This window comes from Acinetobacter brisouioides (assembly GCF_004331075.1).
Taxonomy (GTDB): domain Bacteria; phylum Pseudomonadota; class Gammaproteobacteria; order Pseudomonadales; family Moraxellaceae; genus Acinetobacter.
In genome coordinates this window covers 1-19,170 of sequence record NZ_SJNX01000015.1, presented here as the reverse complement: position 1 = coordinate 19,170, position 19,170 = coordinate 1, and the positions used below count along the sequence as shown (strand labels likewise).

19 protein-coding genes and 1 pseudogene are annotated in these 19,170 nt (G+C 39.9%); 15 read left to right on the top strand and 5 right to left on the bottom strand.

Annotation, left to right across the window (positions count from 1 at the left end; all coding sequences use genetic code 11):
- Window positions 1-262: 262 nt before the first annotated feature.
- The 7 genes from E0H77_RS13645 to E0H77_RS13615 are packed head-to-tail and all read left to right on the top strand — an operon-like array spanning window position 263 to window position 7,731.
- Entirely contained in the window at window positions 263-1,237 is a 975-nt protein-coding gene (locus E0H77_RS13645) for an acyl-CoA desaturase (RefSeq protein WP_131378808.1), read from the top strand.
- Window positions 1,234-2,496, top strand: a complete 1,263-nt coding sequence (locus E0H77_RS13640; RefSeq protein WP_131378806.1) for an NAD(P)/FAD-dependent oxidoreductase — start codon at window positions 1,234-1,236, stop codon at window positions 2,494-2,496. The genes E0H77_RS13645 and E0H77_RS13640 overlap by 4 nt, the downstream gene beginning before the upstream one ends.
- A 21-nt stretch (window positions 2,497-2,517) precedes the next feature.
- Complete coding sequence (locus E0H77_RS13635) at window positions 2,518-3,303, top strand: DUF1365 domain-containing protein (RefSeq protein ID WP_131378804.1); 786 nt, start codon at window positions 2,518-2,520, stop codon at window positions 3,301-3,303.
- Window positions 3,304-3,309: 6 nt separating this feature from the next.
- A complete protein-coding gene (locus E0H77_RS13630; protein WP_131378802.1) occupies window positions 3,310-4,509 on the top strand; it encodes an SAM-dependent methyltransferase in 1,200 nt (399 codons plus the stop codon).
- 27 nt (window positions 4,510-4,536) lie between these two features.
- Window positions 4,537-5,316 (top strand): DUF1295 domain-containing protein, encoded by a 780-nt coding sequence (locus E0H77_RS13625; protein ID WP_131378800.1) that lies wholly within the window; start codon window positions 4,537-4,539, stop codon window positions 5,314-5,316.
- Window positions 5,317-5,324: 8 nt separating this feature from the next.
- The gene (locus E0H77_RS13620) at window positions 5,325-6,374 is read left to right on the top strand and encodes an SAM-dependent methyltransferase (protein WP_131378798.1); all 1,050 of its coding nucleotides are present in this window, start codon (window positions 5,325-5,327) and stop codon (window positions 6,372-6,374) included.
- Between the two features lie 28 nt (window positions 6,375-6,402).
- Complete coding sequence (locus tag E0H77_RS13615; protein WP_131378796.1) at window positions 6,403-7,731, top strand: sensor histidine kinase; 1,329 nt, start codon at window positions 6,403-6,405, stop codon at window positions 7,729-7,731.
- Here E0H77_RS13615 and E0H77_RS13610 read toward each other — a convergent pair.
- The 3 genes and pseudogenes from E0H77_RS13610 to E0H77_RS13600 form a co-directional block, all read right to left on the bottom strand.
- Entirely contained in the window at window positions 7,728-8,423 is a 696-nt protein-coding gene (locus E0H77_RS13610) for a response regulator transcription factor (RefSeq protein ID WP_131378794.1), read from the bottom strand. The genes E0H77_RS13615 and E0H77_RS13610 overlap by 4 nt on opposite strands.
- A gap of 19 nt (window positions 8,424-8,442) precedes the next feature.
- Window positions 8,443-8,874, bottom strand: a pseudogene (locus tag E0H77_RS13605) (chalcone isomerase family protein); the annotation flags it as partial.
- A gap of 35 nt (window positions 8,875-8,909) precedes the next feature.
- Entirely contained in the window at window positions 8,910-9,482 is a 573-nt protein-coding gene (locus E0H77_RS13600) for a nuclear transport factor 2 family protein (protein ID WP_131378792.1), read from the bottom strand.
- Between the two features lie 339 nt (window positions 9,483-9,821).
- Here E0H77_RS13600 and E0H77_RS13595 point away from each other — a divergent pair, with 339 nt between their 5' ends.
- From E0H77_RS13595 to E0H77_RS13570, 6 genes are all read left to right on the top strand, one after another.
- Window positions 9,822-11,048 carry an efflux RND transporter periplasmic adaptor subunit gene (locus tag E0H77_RS13595; RefSeq protein WP_131378790.1) on the top strand — a complete coding sequence of 409 codons (1,227 nt, stop codon included), beginning with the start codon at window positions 9,822-9,824 and terminating at the stop codon, window positions 11,046-11,048.
- Window positions 11,049-11,125: 77 nt separating this feature from the next.
- Window positions 11,126-12,268 (top strand): ABC transporter permease, encoded by a 1,143-nt coding sequence (locus tag E0H77_RS13590; RefSeq protein ID WP_131378827.1) that lies wholly within the window; start codon window positions 11,126-11,128, stop codon window positions 12,266-12,268.
- Window positions 12,261-12,989, top strand: coding sequence for an ABC transporter ATP-binding protein (locus tag E0H77_RS13585; protein ID WP_131378788.1), 729 nt, complete (start codon window positions 12,261-12,263; stop codon window positions 12,987-12,989). The genes E0H77_RS13590 and E0H77_RS13585 overlap by 8 nt, the downstream gene beginning before the upstream one ends.
- Before the next feature lie 913 nt (window positions 12,990-13,902).
- Entirely contained in the window at window positions 13,903-14,895 is a 993-nt protein-coding gene (locus tag E0H77_RS13580) for a DUF1852 domain-containing protein (protein ID WP_131378786.1), read from the top strand.
- Between the two features lie 36 nt (window positions 14,896-14,931).
- Window positions 14,932-15,963, top strand: a complete 1,032-nt coding sequence (locus E0H77_RS13575) for a methionine synthase (RefSeq protein ID WP_131378784.1) — start codon at window positions 14,932-14,934, stop codon at window positions 15,961-15,963.
- Window positions 15,964-16,159: 196 nt separating this feature from the next.
- Window positions 16,160-16,651, top strand: a complete 492-nt coding sequence (locus E0H77_RS13570) for a flavin reductase (protein ID WP_131378782.1) — start codon at window positions 16,160-16,162, stop codon at window positions 16,649-16,651.
- A 249-nt stretch (window positions 16,652-16,900) separates the two neighbouring features.
- Here the strand turns inward: E0H77_RS13570 and E0H77_RS13565 are convergent, their stop codons facing one another.
- Together E0H77_RS13565 and E0H77_RS13560 are read right to left on the bottom strand one after the other, a co-directional pair.
- Window positions 16,901-17,599, bottom strand: coding sequence for a DUF1826 domain-containing protein (locus tag E0H77_RS13565; RefSeq protein ID WP_131378780.1), 699 nt, complete (start codon window positions 17,597-17,599; stop codon window positions 16,901-16,903).
- Between the two features lie 328 nt (window positions 17,600-17,927).
- A complete protein-coding gene (locus E0H77_RS13560) occupies window positions 17,928-18,134 on the bottom strand; it encodes a hypothetical protein (protein WP_131315304.1) in 207 nt (68 codons plus the stop codon).
- 110 nt (window positions 18,135-18,244) lie between these two features.
- On the opposite strand from E0H77_RS13560, the gene E0H77_RS13555 reads away from it, so the two are divergent.
- Together E0H77_RS13555 and E0H77_RS13545 are read left to right on the top strand one after the other, a co-directional pair.
- On the top strand, window positions 18,245-18,466 hold the full coding sequence (locus tag E0H77_RS13555) for a hypothetical protein (RefSeq protein WP_131378778.1): 222 nt from the start codon (window positions 18,245-18,247) through the stop codon (window positions 18,464-18,466).
- 566 nt (window positions 18,467-19,032) lie between these two features.
- On the top strand, window positions 19,033-19,170 hold a 138-nt coding region (locus E0H77_RS13545), incomplete at its 3' end, for a helix-turn-helix domain-containing protein (protein ID WP_131378774.1).

Genomic DNA, 19,170 nt, shown 5'->3' with positions numbered 1-19,170 from the left:
ATTTTTCAAGGTATAGCTTAGGGTCATAAGCACTTCGTTCATTAGCCATTTCAGCTAACTCAAAGGTGGTTGGAACATCGCTGGCGGTTCAGGTTCTAAATGATTTAAAACACCTGATCAAAAATAGCACTCTTGATCATGCTATTGTTCTCGGTCTGAATAATAGTATGAATAAAATCAAAAAGATTTACTTCACATAAATTTCATTTTGCTATATCTAGAATGAATCCTACAAAGAAATACTTAAAATCCGGAAGAAACGATGTTTAAATTTTTTCTACGCTGGATAGACAGCTGGTCAAGTGATGTACAAACGCAATCCGTGCATCCAAACAGCGCTTATAAAATTCAGTGGCTACGCATTTTGCCTTTCATTCTGCTGCATATTGCCTGTCTAGCAGTATTTTGGGTCGGTGTGTCTAAGTTTGCAGTATTGTTTATGCTGTTTTTTTATGTCATTAGAATGTTTGCTATTACCGCATTTTTTCATCGTTACTTGTCACATAAAACTTTTCAGACGTCCAGATTCGTTCAGTTTATTTTTATCTTAATTGGCACAATGAGTGCTCAACGTGGCCCTTTATGGTGGGCTGCACATCATCGCTATCATCACCGTTTTACAGATACAGAAAACGACCCACATTCGTCCACGCATGGCTTTTGGTATAGCCATGTAGGATGGTTTCTGAATGATCAGAATTTTAAAATTCGCAAAGAAGTCGTTAAAGATTGGCTTAAATATCCAGAATTAATCTGGTTAGATCGCTTAAATCTCCCGATCGTCTTATTCACTGCTGCTGCCATTTATGCTTTGGGAGAGTGGCTAGCGTTCGCGTATCCAGATTTTCAAACAACGGGTCCTCAATTGCTAGTGTGGGGTTTTGTAATTTCAACAGTATGTTTGATTCATGCCACATTATGTATCAATTCTTTGGCACATTTATATGGTTCGCGGGATTTTGATACTCAAGACCAGAGTCGGAATAACCTATTGCTTTCTATTATGACTTTAGGTGAAGGATGGCATAACAATCATCATTTTTATGCGGGGAGTACCCGACAGGGTTTTTACTGGTGGCAGATTGATGTGACTTATTATTTGTTAAAAATCCTGTCTTGGTTCGGTTTAGTTTGGGGTTTAAAACCTGTTCCAAAACGCATTTATGCAGCAAGCCGCCGCAATTTATCAGAAATCAATATCAGTTCAAAAAAATTAAAAAACGGGGATCTTTCATGAAAATTGCAATCATAGGTTCGGGTATTTCTGGACTTTATGCTGCATGGAAACTGTCAGCTCAACATGAAGTAACCGTCTTTGAAAAAAATACTTATTTTGGTGGGCATACCGACACCCATCATTTTGAAATAGAGGGGCGGGCGATTACGGTTGACAGTGGTTTTATTGTATTCAATGACTACAATTATCCATTATTTAGTGACATGTTGGCCCAGCTTGGTGTTGATGCCCAGTCCAGTGACATGAGCTTTTCAGTCAATAATCGTGTGACTGGATTACAATATAATCCTTCCAAAAAATGGTCTTTACTGACTCGCCCGCAAAATTTTTTCAACAAAAAATTTCGGCGTATGTTGGCAGATTTATTACGCTTTTATCAAGATAATAAAGAACGATCTGTGATCAATCATGATCCTGAAATGACGATAGAAACCTATTTAAATCAACATAATTACTCAGAGGAATTTCGTCTAGAACATCTATACCCGATGTGTGGTGCGTTGTGGTCAACACCTGTCGATCAGGTCGGTAATATTCCGTATAAGTTTGTGGTGAGCTTTTTCCAGCATCATCGAATGTTACAGTTAAAAGAGCGTCCGCAATGGCAGACTGTAAAGAATGGCTCAAATCGTTATATTCGCGCGATTCAACAGCAATGTCCTTCAATTCAATGGAAAAATCTAGAGATTAAAAACGTGAGTCGACATACAGACCATGTACTGCTAGAAACAGATACAGGCGTTCAAGTTTTTGACTGGGTGATTTTTGCGAGTCACGCAGATGACAGTCTAAAATTATTAAAAGATCCAACTGATTTAGAGCAAGAAATTTTACAAAACTTTAAGTATCAAGATAACCACATGGTAGTTCATCATGATACATCGATTATGCCGAAGCAACGTTCGCAGTGGGCAAGTTGGCATGTGCATGTCACACCAGCCAAAAGTAAATTCACTGATTCACCAGCAATCCATTATGGTTTTACCTACTGGATGAATAATTTGCAGAATCTCAAATGCAAAGAGCAAATCTTCGCAACCTTAAACCCAAATATGGATATTGATCCAGCAAAGATATTGGTGCAACGGTATTACCGTCATCCTGTTTTTGATCAAAAAGCGATTCAGGCCCAATCTCGCTGGCATGAACTGCAAGGGCTAAATCGTACCTCTTATTGTGGCGCTTACTGGGGATGGGGTTTTCACGAAGATGGGGCACGAAGTGCTGCACGTGTAGTTGATTATTTAGAAAAATTATGATGATCTGCATGGAGTGATCAAATGTTGAATACTTCGCTTGCAATCGCAGAAGCAACCATACGTCATAGGCGTTATGCGCCCAAACAGCATGCTTTTGAGTCTAAATTAAACTATCTGTGGTTTGATCCAGATCAACTTGAAATGATAACCGCCAATTCATGGCTGTGGTCTTCACATCGCTGGAACATACTCAATTTGTATGCCACAGATTTTTTAACTGCCTACCATGGCACAATCAGAGAAAAAGTACAAAAAGCCGTACTGCAATATGCGAATGTCATGTTATCTCCAGCTTCACAAATACGCATACTGGCTTTGCCACGCTGTCTGGGTTTTCGATTTAATTCGGTGGTGTTTTATTTTATTTTTGATCAAGAACAAAAGCAGCCAGCATTTATTTTGAGTGAAATTACTAATACCCCATGGAACGAGCGAAAGGTTTACTTGCACGACTGTCGCAACCAGCTCACATTACATGGTGATTTCCAAGGTTTTGAGTTTAATTTCCAAAAATCATTTCATGTTTCACCGTTTATGCCCATGGAATTGGATTATCGTTGGCGATTTAATTTTTCTGAGACGTTAAATGTCATTCATATGCAGCTGTTTGAAACAGGAAAACAAATCTTTGATGCCACAATACGCTTTCGTTTAAATCCAATCACATTTCCTTCACAACAACATCATTATGCTCTGAGACATAGCCTTGGACCTTTTAAAATGATGGCTTCAATCTATATACAAGCCTTTCAGTTGTGGTGGAAAAAAGTTCCATTTTATCGTCACCCAAAGAAAAATAAGGATTAATACCTCATGATGAAATCATTTCTTTATGGTGAGCAAGATTCGCTGCCTTTTGTGTTGAGAAGCCTACTTAAATTACGGCATGGACAGATCAGTTTTCGTGGAGTTTGGAATGGCACAGTCGGAGAGGCTTCAGATTTGCATGCCATCGTAGAGGTGTATAATCCTGAACTCATCGAATTAATCTTTAAACATGGTGTTTTAGGTGCTGCCGAAGGATATATTCGGGGAGACTGGCAAAGCGATCAATTAGTAGAACTTGTGCAAATTCTGGCCCGTAATCGTGAGATTCTAGACAAACTCAACCAAAATGCACTTGCTCAAGTGAGTCAGTTTGTACTGAAAAACTGGTATAAAAGTCGTAAAAATAGCATCAATGGTAGTCGCAAAAACATTGCTGAACACTATGATTTAAGTAATGATTTTTTCAAACTGTTCTTAGATGATTCACTGATGTATTCCAGTGCGGTGTTTGAGCATGAAAACATGTCATTAGATGCCGCTTCGGAATTAAAAAAAGAATTGATTTGTCAGAAATTACAATTAAAACCTTTAGATCATTTGGTGGAAATCGGGAGTGGATGGGGTGGTTTTGCTATATATGCAGCGCAACAATATGGTTGTAAAGTCACGACCATTACGATTTCTGAAGCGCAATATCAAGAAGCTATCGCTCGGGTCCATGCTGCCGGGTTAAGCCATCGGATCGATGTACAACTGAAAGACTATCGTCTACTGGAAGGTAAGTACGATAAATTGGTTTCGATTGAAATGATTGAAGCCGTAGGCGAGCAGTATCTTCCAACATATTTTAAAAAATGCCGTGAGTTACTGAAACCGAAAGGTTTAGCACTCATTCAGGCCATTACAATTGAAGACGCACGTTATCAGAAAGCCTTAAAAACCATTGATTTTATTAAACGCTATATTTTCCCAGGTAGTTTTATTCCGTCTATCAGTGTGCTGACCCAGACAGCTTCAGAACAAAAGCTGCGTTTGAAACAGTTAGATGATATTGGCTTGAGTTATGCCCAAACTATCCACCATTGGCGTGAGCGTTTTCTTGCTGCAAAAGATCAGGTTTTAAATCTCGGCTTTGATGAAAACTTTATTCGCATGTGGGACTTTTACTTATGCTATTGCGAGGGAGGCTTTAAAGAAGGCGTGATTAGCGATGTGCATATGCTGTTTGAAGCCAGCAGCTACTAATTTGGCTGATCAAAATAGGAGAAGATGATGCTAGTTGAACTCATGATCTTGAACCTTGTGATTATGCTGTGCTGTTGGATCTGGGCAACATTCAACCGCCGCGTTGGCATAGTGGATGTTGCATGGAGTGCTTGCCTTGCTTTAAATATTTTACTGACGGCTTCTTTGACAGATATTGCTCCATTGCCGATACGTCTGTTTATCGGCATCTGTAGTGGCATTTGGTTTCTCCGACTGAGCGCTCATCTCTTCCGTCGCTATCTTTCCGAACGGCAAGAAGACAGGCGATATGCCAATATGCGCCAGGCCATGGGAAAGTTTCAGCATATTGGTTTTCTGCTGTTTTTTATATTTCAGGCAGGATTGGTTATTTTATTTTTCTTGCCGATGTGGGCATTGCTGACGACGGCTGAACAAGGCTGGCGGCCTGATTATCCTATTGTTTTAGCGATTGCAGTCGTTATTTTGGTGGTTGCTTTTATAGGAGAAACAATCGCTGATCAGCAATTATATGCCTTTAAACAACAGCCAGAACATCGTGGTTTAACCATGGATCAGGGGCTTTGGCGGTATTCACGGCATCCCAATTATTTTTTTGAGTGGATACATTGGTTTGCTTATCCAATATTAGGACTGGCAGCAGGACTCTACGTGTTGTGGATTTATCCAGTCCTGATGTGGCTATTTTTATATTACATCACGGGCATTCCGTTTAGCGAACAACAGGCAGTTAGAAACCGCGGACAGAATTATCTCGATTATCAACAGCGAACATCTATGTTCATCCCGTGGAAACCCAAAAAATAGGTACGCACATGGATTATATTATTCAGAAATCTTTAAAACTCGTTGAAAGTGGTTTAATTCCTGACCCAGCCATTCGAGCCGCAATTCGCGCATTAAGTAAAAAACGCCTGATTCAAGAAGGGCGTTATGATCCTGAACAGGCTGCACAGCGTTACATGGACGTACTTAATCTGCTGAAACAAAGCAAAATTGCGATAGAGACAGATAAAGCGAATGAACAACACTATGAACTCCCCACCCAGTTTTTTCAGGCGGTTTTAGGCAAGCGCTTGAAATATAGCGCATGTTATTTTCCGCATGAAACGACGACACTAGATCAAGCAGAAAATTATTCATTACAGCTTTATAGCGCACGAGCACAGCTAAAAGATGGTCAAAAAATTTTAGAGCTCGGTTGTGGTTGGGGTTCATTTACTTTGTGGATGGCTGAACGCTATCCAAATGCACATATTACCGCGGTTTCTAATTCTAAAACCCAGCGCAAACATATCTTGGAGCAAGCTAAGGCTCAGGGGCTAACCAATATTGACGTGCTCACCTGTGATGTGAATGTATTGGAACTGACATCCAATCATTTCGATCGTGTAGTATCGGTAGAGATGTTTGAACATGTTCGAAATTATCAGCAGCTGTTTGAAAAGATTCATGGCTGGCTCAAAGCAGATGGTTTATTGTGGTGTCATATTTTTTGCCATCGTTTTCTACATTATCCATTTGAAATAAAGTCAGAATATGACTGGATGTCTAGATATTTTTTCACAGGTGGCTTAATGCCTTCAGCCTCTACTTTTTTACACTTCCAAGAGCATCTGGAACTGAGTCAGCATTGGCAATGGTCAGGTCAACACTATGAAAAAACAGCAAATGCATGGCTCAGTAATATGGATGCGCAGGAAACCGAACTCAGACCAATATTTGAGCAGATTTATGGAAAAGATGCGGATGCATGGTGGCAACGCTGGAGAATTTTTTTCATGGCCTGTGCGGAACTATTTGGTTTCGAACAAGGTCAAGAATGGGTGATTGGCCACTTTTTATTTCAAAATAAAAGCAGCTAATTGTCTGGCTCTCATTTAGGAAACTTATATGCTGAAATCCCAAGCACACAACCATCAAAAGCATGCCCTTACAGAAATATTCAATCGTTATTACTGGTTGCAAATTGCTCTGATTGCTTTATCAATTGTTGTCGGGATTGCTTGCAGTGCTTGGGTCATCAAAGGTTCGCTATTAAAAACTGCATTAGAGCAAGAAATGGAACATTACTGGGTACGTGTAGATCGTAACCCGAATGCAGATTTGCCAGATACCAAGAATTTATATGGTTATCGATGGAATACGCGTATTCCTCCTCAGCGCTTTCAGAATACGTCACTGGATATGGGTGTACACCGAATCTGGATAGATGGTAAAGAGCGAATGACCGTTTATGGTGAGCGCAATGGGCAGCACGTATTACTGGTATTTGGTGAAAGCAATGTCAATAAATTAGTGTGGTTATTTGGCCTTGCGCCTCTTATGTTTAGCCTATTTGTTTTATATAGCTTTTTATGGTGGTCAAACCGACGGGCTAGGCGCTATTTTTCACCCATTACCCGACTGGCAAATGCATTAGAGCATATTGATTGGGCACATCAAAACACGCAGGCGTCTCCATTTGAAGATATCTATACCAATGGCAATATGGACGCGGAATATCTGAAGCAGGCTTTAGAAAAATATCACTATATTTTAAGTACATTTATTCAGCGGGAACGAGAGTTTACAGGGGATGTGAGTCATGAATTACGGACACCGCTCACAATTCTGAAAGGAAATGTACAGTTATGTCAGGCACGTTATGGTGACGATAAGGCTTTTAAGCGTTTGAGTAATACGATTGATGATATGCAGCTTTTGGTAGATACCTTGTTGGCGATTGCACGTAATACGACTCAGAATTTATCCTCGGAGCAGATTTTATTATCTGAAATTATTGAGGACTTGGTCGAGTCATTGCAGACAGTGAGTCAAAGCAAAGGCATGTTGATCCATGTGCAGTGTGAAAAATTAGAGCAACCTCGGAATTTATACCCATCCATGACCAAGATGGTACTCAGTAATATTCTAAGAAATGCGCTGAATTATTCACAAGGTTCAGACATTCATATTATTCAGCAAAAACACAGTTTAGTGATTGCAGACAATGGAATTGGAATCAGTCTGCCAAATGATGCCAAGGCGCAAGAATTAAATAGCTCACAAATGACATTTGATGTTAAAGGTCACGGGATTGGTTTGCAGCTGGTCGAAAAACTCTGTAAACAGCTGGGCTGGAGAGTCGAACTATTTGATCGACAGTATTATCTATCTGTACACCCTGATCTCAATTTAGCACCAAGTACGGGGCTAATTGTGGTGGTGTATTTTCATTAATATTCATGGGCTTCGAGTGATATTTTAATCCCTACGCCAGAAACGGTATGAAGTAATTTTTGAGGGAAGGGTTTGTCGATCATTTTACGTAAGCTATAAATGTGGCTACGTAAAGCATCACTTTCAGGTTCTTCATCTCCCCATAGTTCGATCATGATTTCTTGCTTGGTAATGACTTTAGGAGAGTTGCGCATCAAAATTTTGAGTAATTTAAATTGAATCGGGGGGAGTTCAATGATCTGCCCAGCTCGAGATACCGTCTGTTTAGCACTATCCAAAATAAGATCATGAATTTGCAGTTTGTTATTTGACACCTCACCTAAAGATCGTTTAATTAAAGCACGTATGCGTACAACAAGCTCATTAAAATCAAAAGGTTTGACTAAGTAATCATCAGTGCCTGCTGCAAAACCTTTCAGTTTGTCATCAAGCGTATCGCGTGCTGTAAGCATAAGCACAGGTATATCTAGACTTTGTTGATTGCGGATCCAGTGACACAAATCATATCCAGAACCATCGGGTAAATTAATATCTAATAATAATAAATGGTAAGGTTGAGATTTAAGAAAAGTTTTTGCTGCATCGAGATTGCGAGCATGATCGATAATGTAGCCGTGCGCTTCAAGAAATTCGCAAACTGTCGCTGCTAAATCAAAATGATCTTCAACCATCAGAATAAAGTGATTATTCATATGTTAACCATGAATCCTATTAATTTAATAGTTGTTGTCTTAATTTAGCATTAAAAGGTGCATGCCCAAACCATATTTTAAAATATTGATTTATTTGAGGATCACTAATTTGCCCTAAGACTTTATTATTTAGGGATAATGTCATTTTTTTGCTGCTATGCTGGTAATTTAAACGATATAAATCTCCTTTTTTGACGGGTTGATACCATTCAGTAATTTTATTTAATGTGGTTAGTGAAGTATTGTCTGCAACGTTCTTTTTTAGAAAATAAGTCGCCGCCTGCTTGAAGGCCCATCCTGGTATGTCGCGCTCATAGGAAAAATCAAGTTGAATACTTTGATTGTCCCAAGCTTTCTGACAGCTCTCTGCAAAATAGTTCACATGCCCAACATTATTTTTACTGACCATGAGCGGGGCCGAACTACATTGTTTTAATATTGCGGCGTTCGATGATACGCAGCATTACAATATCATTCCCGTGAGTATTAGCGTGTATTTTTGAAAGGCAAAATCCATCCGTAAATTCCTCCAACCACAGGCATTGATCTGTAAAGACCATTTGCTGGATCCCAAAAATCTTGCTGAAAGATGATTTGATTCGCTTGATTGATTTTGATTTCACTGATGCCATATGACTTCATGGCTTTTTTAGTACCAAAAATTTTAAAGTCATACGCCATTTTCCAATGAATATATGCAGAATCCTCGTGATGTGTAGCACTAATCAGTTTGACGCTGACATTGCTGACCCGACTATTCATACCTTCAAAATGCTTGATTAAGTCTTTCTTGCTAGAAAACTGAGATAAAGTATCATTAATAAACAATTGATCAGCATAGAGGCTACCTGCTTGATCAACAAAAACGGGTGTACCCAAAGTATTGAATGCGGCGACAAAACGTGAACCGATACTGTAGGCCTGTTCGTTATTTAAGGTAATACCTTTTATATTTTGATCTGCATTAGCGTAGTCATTGGTATAACTCGGAACAGTTTTACACGCAGTCAAACTTAAAACTGCGATAGTCGTTGCCATGAGTGTTTTAAGTCTTTTCATCACACTATTCCTTACTTTTTATTTAATGTAAGAAAAACCATGTGAAGCCAATGTGAATAGCGATTTTGTCTGATCTGATGCTTCCAATCAAGCCAAAAATCTCATAGATATTATAATGATTTTGTACATTTTACTTATCGAAAAAACTTCCTGATGCTGCATCCAGCCTAGATATATTTCGTTTATTTTTTATGCAAAAAAACGTTTTTAACGTGAAAATATATTATCAATCGGTTCAATAACATTTTATAGTCAAAAGAGTATAAAACATAAAATTCACTTGAACGGTGGTACTTTGCAGATATATGTGTCCCGTTTAATCTAACTTGGAGAAGCTCATTGCGCACGGTCAGCTATAAGTATGTTGTGATTATTGCGGTGTTGATCATTGCTGCAAGTTTTGCTGCATTACGCTGGTGGCAGGGGCCGCTATTATCAAGCTACAGTGTTGCTTCGATGCCCATCGTACAAACAGTCGTGGCAACTGGACGAGTCATGACAGTATCGCGCGCTCAGGTTGGGAGTGAAATTACGGGAGTCATCCTCGAACGTCTTGTACAGGAAGGTGACCGAGTTTCACGGGGAGATTTGCTGTTGGTACTAAAATCCGATGAGATTGTTGCTCAGGTAAAACAGGCAGAGACCGCACTGACCGAACTGGCGACCAGCAGACGCCCACAGGCTGCAGTCGATTTGGCGAATGCTAAAGTACAGTTAGATCAAGCGAGCCGTGAAGCAAACCGCAGGCGCAATCTGAGCGAATCTGGAAGTCTATCGACCGAAGCAAAGGAACAAGCGGATAAAGCTGAACGGGTGGCTCGTAATAACTTTGAGTCAGCACGCTTGGCAGCAACAGCACTAGCCCCGGGTCATGTTGAGGAGAAACTGCTACGTGAACGTCTAGCTTCACTGCAGGCACAACTGGCTAGAACCCAAGTCCGCGCTGAAGTGGCAGGTACAGTACTGACACGTAATGTGGAACCAGGTGATCTGGTACAGCCCGGTCGTACTCTTCTCACCATTGCATTGGATGGCAGCACCGAAATTCGCGTACCATTCGATGAGCGCAATTTACCACAGCTTGCATTACAGCAGCATGCTGTTGTGATTGCTGACGCTTACCTAGATAAACCATTTCCTGCCCGTATTAATTTTATTGCACCGAGCATTGATCCACAGCGCGGTACGGTAGAAGTTCGCTTGGCGGTTGACCCCGTGCCTGAATTTTTGCGTCAAGATATGACGGTTTCGGTGAATATTGAAACAGCAAAACGCGACCGAGCACTGGCGATCCCAAATGATGCCTTAACCAATATACAGGGTAATCAGGCAACCGTACTCTTGGTACGTAACGGAAAAATACAGCATCAGCCGATCACTTTGGGTTTACGTGGTCTAGCCATCTCAGAAGTCATTGCGGGTTTAAAGGCAGGGGATCATATCTTGGCTAACCCTGTTTCTTCACTGACAGATGGTACGCGCATACGCTTGAAACTAGAAAAAATTCCTTTTGCTCATGCGTATGCTGCAGACAGCAAAAATGAATTACCGGTGAAATTCAATTGAACAGTTTTCTTGGGCGACTCTGGATTGAGTGGACGATCGCACTCAGTTTTTTACGTGAAGGGCGCGTACAATCTTTCATGATCACGGTGGGTGTCGCTGTGGGTGTTGCAGTGATCGTATTTGTTTCATCTTTAGTACACGGTCTACAGTCAAATATTATCCAGCGAACTTTAGGTACGCAAGCGCATATCCGTGTGTTATCACCAGATCAGGTAAACCAAATTCTCCCTCCAAAAGCAGGCACTTTACAATTATTGCTGGATGATAAACGTGCACAACGCCTGCGCTCGATCAACAACTGGCAGGAAGTTATGGCAACGCTAGATCAGTTGCCTGTACTGACCGCGGTATCACCTTCCGTATCAGGTCCTGCATTTGCCCAACGTGGTGACGCGCTCGAATCTGTAGCGCTCGTTGGAATTGATGTAGAGCGTTATCAAAAAATTATTCCCCTCAAAAACTATCTGATTAGTGGTCAGCTACGAGTGGGGGCGGACAATGTACTGATTGGGAGCCAGTTAGCCGATGACTTGGGAGTGCAAGTAGGAAGTAAGCTGCGACTGGATACAGGTCAACAAAATAGTACGGTGGTGAATGTTGCTGGAATCTTTGAGTTAGGCGTGCGTGAACTGGATGCACGTTATGTCTATCTCGACTTAAAACAGGCGCAATCATTACTTAACCTTGCTGGGGGAGTCACTGTCATCGATCTGACCGTTAGGGATATTTTCAAAGCCGATGAGATTGCTGCGCAAGTTGGACGCTTAACTTCACTGAAGGCTGATAGCTGGATTAAAACCAATTCACAATTAATGAACGCCATTTCAGCACAGAATCTGTCAACCAATATGATTATTGTCTTTGTGGCTATTTCTGTCGCTTTTGGAATTGCCAGTGTGTTGTCAGTCAGTGTCGTGCAACGAACTCGGGAAATTGGTATTTTGCGTGCAACAGGTGCAACCCAGCAGCAAATTTTGCGTATTTTCCTTTTTCAGGGTGCCATGTTCGGTTTAATGGGTTCAGTTATGGGCAGTGCGGTGAGTTATGCATTGGTGTGGGCCTTTAATCACTTTGGACCAGGTTTATTTTATATTCCGGTGCCTATTCATCTGGTACTGCTTGCATTACTGTTGGCAACCCTCACTGGTATCCTTGCTGCAGCTGTACCAGCACGTCGAGCAGCAGCTCTTGATCCTGTGGAGGCGATTCGTCATGTCTAATCCTGCTCATGAAGTCCTGCGCCTAGAAGCACTGTGCAAGTCTTACAATATCGGCAAGCCCAATGAAGTTGAGGTTCTGCATGGGATTGACCTGTGTATAGACCGTAGCGACTTTGCAGCGCTGATCGGACCTTCGGGTTCTGGCAAAAGTACTTTATTGAATATTCTTGGCCTGCTAGATCAACCGAGCAGTGGTGAACTTTATCTGCTGGGTCAGCCTACCAGCAAGATGGATGATGCTGGGCGTACAGCACTACGTGGTAACAGCATCGGTTTTGTCTTTCAGTTCCACCATTTGATTCAGGCATTTACTACGTTGAATAATGTACTGATGCCGCTGATGCTGACACGGGGAAAACCCGATAAATCTGCACTAGAAAAAGCACACGAATTATTGGCTGCGGTAGGTTTGGAAAACTTTGCCGACAGAAAACCAAATGAACTCTCGGGTGGTCAGCAACAGCGGGTGGCGATTGCCAGAGCCCTGATCACCGAACCAGCACTACTATTAGCTGATGAACCCACAGGCAATCTTGATACTCAGACCGCTGCGGAGGTTTTCCAGTTGTTTCGTAAAGTTCATCGTGAGCGAGACTGTGCCGTGCTGCTGGTCACTCATGATCCACGCCTATCGGCAACCTGTGATCGAACCATTAATCTGGTTGATGGCCACATCAAAAGTGATTCGTTAAATAACAAAGCATCGTCAGCTCATCTCTGACAGAAATGCAAATGCAGTCAGACCAGCAGGATCAAATCTAGGTCATGGAAAAACTTAAAATTCTCGTAGAAATAAAATTATGAGTTTGAATCATTGATAGAAAAGAAAAAACCCCGACATCCTGTCGAGGTTTTTTCGTATTTGCGTTTTAAGTATGACTCCTGTCGTACTTCACATCCTGATGCTCGAACTTATCGTTTTTGTTTTATGTTCTGGAACTTCCTGTTCCTTATGACTTCAGAATAAGGAATTCGATTGAGTTTGAATATGGGACATTGTCTCTATCTTTTGTGCGCTATAGCTTACAAAGTTAAGAAACTATTTACCGCAGAAAACAACGGCTCTTTAAAGGGTCGAAATGCCGATTTTTTTTAGCATTTTTATTGGTACTCACTTCCAGAAGTGGATCTAAAAAAACCTGTATGTTTCAAAGTCAGATTTTTATAATTTTTTGAATTTCTTAAAATAGTTAAGCTACTGATTTAATTTAACATACTATTCATAAGTTCATAAGTTCATAAGTTCATAAGTTCATAAGTGGAAAAGTCTTATACTGATATGTCCAAATCAAGCACAGAACTTAGATTCCGTTGTTGAATTGCCATTTTCTGTGCATGTCGGCTTGGCATGTTTTGAAATTCATTCCATTTTTTTAGCTATTCTATTTTCCATAATTTTACCTGATACAAGTCAGAACTTTACTTAACTATTTATTTTTAAAAAATTTAATTTATTCAAGATAACATCTAACTTTCGACCTTTCATTTTTAATCAGGATAATAAAATCCCTAAACATGAATTTTACTCATCTTCATGTTAGATAAAATCATTTTTATTCAGGTAGTGATTCAGGTATAAATCACATCATTAAGAAATTTAGATTTTATTTTAGAAATTAGGGTATCAGATCACCATGAGTAAACAGTTTACATGTTCAATTAAACGTATTCGTTTTGATGAAAACTATCAGCCAGCAGATAACACACGTCTAACGACTAACTTTGCCAACTTGGCACGTGGTGAAAGCCGTGAGCAGAACCTACGTAATACGCTTCAAATGATTAATAATCGTTTCAATGCCTTAGCACAATCAGACAACCCGAAGGGTGATCGCTATTCACTTGAAATTGATATTATTTCTGCAGATTTAGATATTGAAGGTAATGGTAAAACTTTCCCGATCATTGAAATGCTAAAAAGCACAATTACCGATCACCACACCAATCAACGTATTGAAGGTATGATTGGTAATAGCTTCTCATCCTATGTCCGTGATTATGACTTCAGTGTGGTGCTTAAAGAACATAATAAAAAGAACTCAACTTCGTATGCACCAGAAGGTTTTGGTGATTTACATGGCAAGCTTTATCAATACCTTGTGAACTCAGATACGTTTAAAGCAGAGTTTAATCAACAGCCTGTCATTTGCCTGAGTGTTTCAACGGCTAGGGCTTATCACCGCACGACCAATGAACATCCGATTTTGGGTGTTGAGTATAAGCAAGACCAATACTCTCGTACCGATGAGTATTTCCATAAAATGGGCTTAAAGGTTCGCTTTTTTATGCCGAAAGGAAGTGTTGCACCTTTAGCATTCTATTTTTCGGGTGATTTACTGCGTGACTATACCGATTTTGAACTGATCAGCGCGATTAGCACCATGGAAACATTCCAAAAGATTTATCGCCCTGAAATTTACAATGCAAATTCATCAGCAGCGCAAGTTTATCAAGCAAGCCTAGAGTACCCAGATTATTCATTAACGCGAATTGTCTATGACCGAGTTGAACGTGGTCAGCTCGCGGTAAAACAGGGTAAATGGACGGAAGAGAACTTTATTCAGCCTTATCAAGACATTCTTGAACAATGGGCTGCGAATTACAACGTAGAGCGTAACGCTGCTTAATTTACCTGAAATAAAATATAGAGATAGAAGATTAAAATGGCAATTTTATTACCAACATCAACCGCTGGCAGCTTACCGAAACCATCTTGGTTGGCAGAACCCGAAAAACTTTGGTCACCGTGGAAGCTCGAAGGTGAGCAATTGGTTGAAGCCAAACAAGATGCGTTACGTTTGTCATTGCAAGAACAGCAACATGCAGGCATCGATATTGTCAGTGATGGCGAACAAACCCGTCAACATTTTGTCACCACGTTTATTGAACATCTTGACGGTGTGGATTTTGAGAAACGTGAAACGGTTCGCATCCGTAATCGTTACGATGCCAGTGTTCCATCGGTGGTTGGTGCTGTATCTCGTCAAAAGCCTGTTTTTGTTGAAGATGCCAAGTTTTTACGTAGCCAAACAACACAACCCATCAAATGGGCGCTCCCTGGCCCGATGACCATGATTGATACACTTTATGACGGTCACTACAAAAGCCGTGAAAAACTGGCTTGGGAATTTGCCAAAATCTTGAACCAAGAAGCGCTTGAGTTAGAGGCTGCTGGGATTGATATCATTCAATTTGACGAACCTGCATTTAACGTATTCTTTGATGAAGTAAATGACTGGGGCGTTGCGACATTAGAACGCGCACTTGAAGGTCTGAAGTGCGAAACTGCAGTACATATTTGCTATGGCTATGGCATCAAAGCCAATACAGACTGGAAAAAGACCTTAGGTTCAGAATGGCGTCAATACGAAGAAGCTTTTCCTAAGCTTCAAAAATCGAAGATCGATATTGTCTCACTCGAATGTCAAAACTCGCGTGTGCCGATGGATCTGATTGAACTCATTCGCGGTAAAAAAGTCATGGTGGGTGCGATTGACGTCGCAACCAACAGCATTGAAACAGCAGAAGAAGTAGCCAATACCCTACGTAAAGCACTTCAGTTTGTCGATGCAGATAAACTTTATCCTTCAACTAACTGCGGTATGGCACCTTTATCTCGCCGAGTAGCAACAGGTAAGTTGAATGCTTTAAGTGCAGGGGCGGAAATCATCCGTCAAGAGCTTGCAGGGCAGTAATTGCTCAGGTGATCTCTCAAGGGTTACTTTTTGGATTGAATAGGATTTTATATTCTTCATCCAACAGGTAGCCCTGACCCTATCTAAAGTAAGTATCCACTCTACTTAGAACACATCTAGATGATGTGCAGATGTAAATGAAATACACAAAACTAAATCTAAATAACCAGTTAGGACTCAATTTAGGAACAAAATGATGATTGAAACAACAGACTTTAGAAATGCAATGTCTTTGTTAACCAGCGCAGTCAGTGTTGTGACCACGGCAGGCATGTCTGATCGTCATGGCTTCACTGCATCTGCTGTGTGTAGTGTCACAGATACACCGCCGACATTGTTGGTCTGTATGAATAAAGCTTCTCGGTCACATGCGAATTTTGTCAAAAATAAGATCTTAACTGTGAATGTTTTAGGCGCACAACATGAGCATATTTCTAATCTGTTTGCATCGAAACTGAGTTCTGAAGAACGCTTTCAACATGGCACTTGGACAGAACTGGAAACGGGAGCACCCGTTTTAGAGGATGCATTGGTGAATTTTGATTGTGAGATTGATCAAATTCAAGAGGTTGGAACACATACAATTTTTATGTGTCGTATTGTCGCGATTCAACAAAACCAACATGATCAGAGTCTGGTTTATTTTAATCGTGCATATCATCATGTAGGGCAGACGGAAATTGCTTAAACCAACTTTTTATTTACATCAAATTCTTAAGTCAGCATGCAGTGGAATGAATAATTTTTTGAGCAATAGGTACATTAGCGACGGTCATGTGACTTCTATTAATTCATTAATGGCTCACCATGAAAATGGTGAAGTCATCTGAAGAAATTGCATATCAGTTAGGTTGCGTCGATCTGTCCCATTTCCTAGAGCTGTAACACTCAAATTTTATAGGGATCAAGTTCACCCAACCATACATCTAATAAATATTTAACAAATCAATAGCAGTCTATACTCACCTTCCTTTTCAACAGGTGCTCTATGAACACAGGGTAAGACCTGTTGCGTTGGATGATCTACCGCAAGACGCCAAAGATGTCCTGAGCCTAAATTCACAGGTTTTGCATCAGGCTTAGGCTGATAATGCAGATCAAAGAAATAGTCTTCTAGGAAATTTTCAAATTCAGCTTCTGGGCCATCATGTAATTTTTTGAGTTCTTCCCTGATTTCTGGAATCCAAATCTTTTGTTCAACCTGATCATGGGGCAAAATATCACTTGCAGGACCATGATAGGTACATAAAAAAGTATCCGTTTCGATGGGTGAGCGATCAATATGATACGAATATACATCTGTTGAAATGAAATCTAGCTCTTCATCACGTTCGTAATTTTTAAGTAAATTAAGAGAAGGTAATGCTCCGAAATCAGTTAATAGCTGTATATCGCTTAAGATAATGTCTCTTGCTAAATTACCTTCTTCTGAAAGTTTCAGCGCTAAAAGGTCTTCAACAGAAACTTCTGTAACATTCTCTTTTAATTGTAGTTTATCTACAATCTCTTTAAAATCACCAACCAGATTTCTATACCAGCAAACGGCATTTATATCTCCTTGAAAATTTAAATTTACAAGTTCATAAAAAGTAGAAACCTCTCTAATTTGCTTGCTGTCAGAAAATGTATTTTTCATATTAGAATTAAATAATAAACCATGCCTAATAATATACACCCAGCTTTATATAAATAGAGAATGATTAATGACACAAGTAGCTTTTTTGAAGTTTAAAGGTTTTATGGAAGCTGACAATATCAATACCGTTAAATCTAGGGTTGATGAAAGATGGTCATTATTCAAGGTTTCGTCAGGAGCTTATGAATAGAAGAACAATATGAAGTTATTAGTATCATGTACTAAATTTAACATAAACTTTCATTATGCGACTTCCAAGCGTAAAAAAAGGGCATATTTATTGCCCAGTTCTAATACTCTATTTCTATTTCAATATAAATTTTTTGGGTTAATCCGCTTTTTTTACTTCTTCGATATATTTAGTTACATCTTTAGCACTTATGTCTTTTAAGTGTTTGTAAATCAAAGCGTTTATAACATCTGCTTCTTCAATTCTCTCCTTTGTTTCAATAATAAAGTCTAGTGATTTTTCTTTGATCAACTCAACAAACTCACCTCTAACTCGATAAGTTTTTGATAAGTCAGATTTTTTCATGTAACACCTCGATTTTGTTTAATGCAACATTGATATTGTATCACATGTTGCATGTGTTACATGTAATTCTGTTATATTTCGGTTAATTTGTTGCGTGTGATGTTGTTGCAATGGTAAAAGAACAAGCTTTCGAAACAGTAGCCAAAATAATCTTTGATCGTGCTTGCTCTCTGATCATAGAGGGCAATCCTGCTTTTAATTCCGAAAAATGTCTTTTGCATATTGAAATGGTCATGCATGAGTGGGGTTATAAGTCTGCATTGGTTACTGAGTATTACGAATCTTTAAAACAAGAAAATGACTCTATGCGTGAAATGGGGATGAAAGAATGATCAAAAATCAATCAATAGTCCAATTCGGTTGGGGGGGATTGGAAAATCCTGTCACTGTAGCCCCCCTTAATAAGATGCCCGTAAAGAATTTATGCGAAATAGACATATTTGGGCAACGAGCTTTTACGATAGAAATATTGGTGTATTACAAAAATCTGATTACGTGTTGATGCGTGAGTCAGTCGACAAGTATCTCGATCTGATACGTGAACTCGATGTCGACAACTATGATGAGATCGACAAACTAAAATTATTACTGCTTAGGCTAGACCACCACATAGCAAGAATGAGATAGCGCAGGATTTCCGCATAATGAAGATTATGTTATTTAATGTGCTTCACTGGAGAGATTAAACTTGTCCTGAATCTCTCCAGTGAAGTTGCGACCGCATTAGCTTTGGATAGGTCGCAATCTCTGACATGTTAGTTAACATAATATACATTATGCGAAATACAGTGTGTAAGCCCCAAATAGAAATGTCCGGTTTCTCCAAAGTAAAAATGTCCGCTTTTAGAATATGCACTTTTGCGATTATCGAAGCGGACGGTTTGATATGTTGGTGTCTATGTCGGATAAAGAACTTAAACGATTGTCAGTCTTGCAAGAAATCTGTGATCAACGCATAACTCAGTCTCAAGCTGCTCAACTACTTCATATTTCAGAACGTCAGATCAGACGCTTACTGAAAAAATACAAGGCTCAA

Coding starts and splice junctions, on each gene's coding strand:
- E0H77_RS13570 (WP_131378782.1), top strand. CDS start 16,160: ATGATTGAAACAACAGACTTTAGAAATGCAATGTCTTTGTTAACCAGC.
- E0H77_RS13625 (WP_131378800.1), top strand. CDS start 4,537: ATGCTAGTTGAACTCATGATCTTGAACCTTGTGATTATGCTGTGCTGT.
- E0H77_RS13600 (WP_131378792.1), bottom strand. CDS start 9,482: ATGAAAAGACTTAAAACACTCATGGCAACGACTATCGCAGTTTTAAGT.
- E0H77_RS13620 (WP_131378798.1), top strand. CDS start 5,325: ATGGATTATATTATTCAGAAATCTTTAAAACTCGTTGAAAGTGGTTTA.
- E0H77_RS13615 (WP_131378796.1), top strand. CDS start 6,403: ATGCTGAAATCCCAAGCACACAACCATCAAAAGCATGCCCTTACAGAA.
- E0H77_RS13555 (WP_131378778.1), top strand. CDS start 18,245: ATGGTAAAAGAACAAGCTTTCGAAACAGTAGCCAAAATAATCTTTGAT.
- E0H77_RS13565 (WP_131378780.1), bottom strand. CDS start 17,599: ATGAAAAATACATTTTCTGACAGCAAGCAAATTAGAGAGGTTTCTACT.
- E0H77_RS13635 (WP_131378804.1), top strand. CDS start 2,518: ATGTTGAATACTTCGCTTGCAATCGCAGAAGCAACCATACGTCATAGG.
- E0H77_RS13580 (WP_131378786.1), top strand. CDS start 13,903: ATGAGTAAACAGTTTACATGTTCAATTAAACGTATTCGTTTTGATGAA.
- E0H77_RS13645 (WP_131378808.1), top strand. CDS start 263: ATGTTTAAATTTTTTCTACGCTGGATAGACAGCTGGTCAAGTGATGTA.
- E0H77_RS13630 (WP_131378802.1), top strand. CDS start 3,310: ATGATGAAATCATTTCTTTATGGTGAGCAAGATTCGCTGCCTTTTGTG.
- E0H77_RS13560 (WP_131315304.1), bottom strand. CDS start 18,134: ATGAAAAAATCTGACTTATCAAAAACTTATCGAGTTAGAGGTGAGTTT.
- E0H77_RS13640 (WP_131378806.1), top strand. CDS start 1,234: ATGAAAATTGCAATCATAGGTTCGGGTATTTCTGGACTTTATGCTGCA.
- E0H77_RS13575 (WP_131378784.1), top strand. CDS start 14,932: ATGGCAATTTTATTACCAACATCAACCGCTGGCAGCTTACCGAAACCA.
- E0H77_RS13585 (WP_131378788.1), top strand. CDS start 12,261: ATGTCTAATCCTGCTCATGAAGTCCTGCGCCTAGAAGCACTGTGCAAG.
- E0H77_RS13590 (WP_131378827.1), top strand. CDS start 11,126: ATGATCACGGTGGGTGTCGCTGTGGGTGTTGCAGTGATCGTATTTGTT.
- E0H77_RS13610 (WP_131378794.1), bottom strand. CDS start 8,423: ATGAATAATCACTTTATTCTGATGGTTGAAGATCATTTTGATTTAGCA.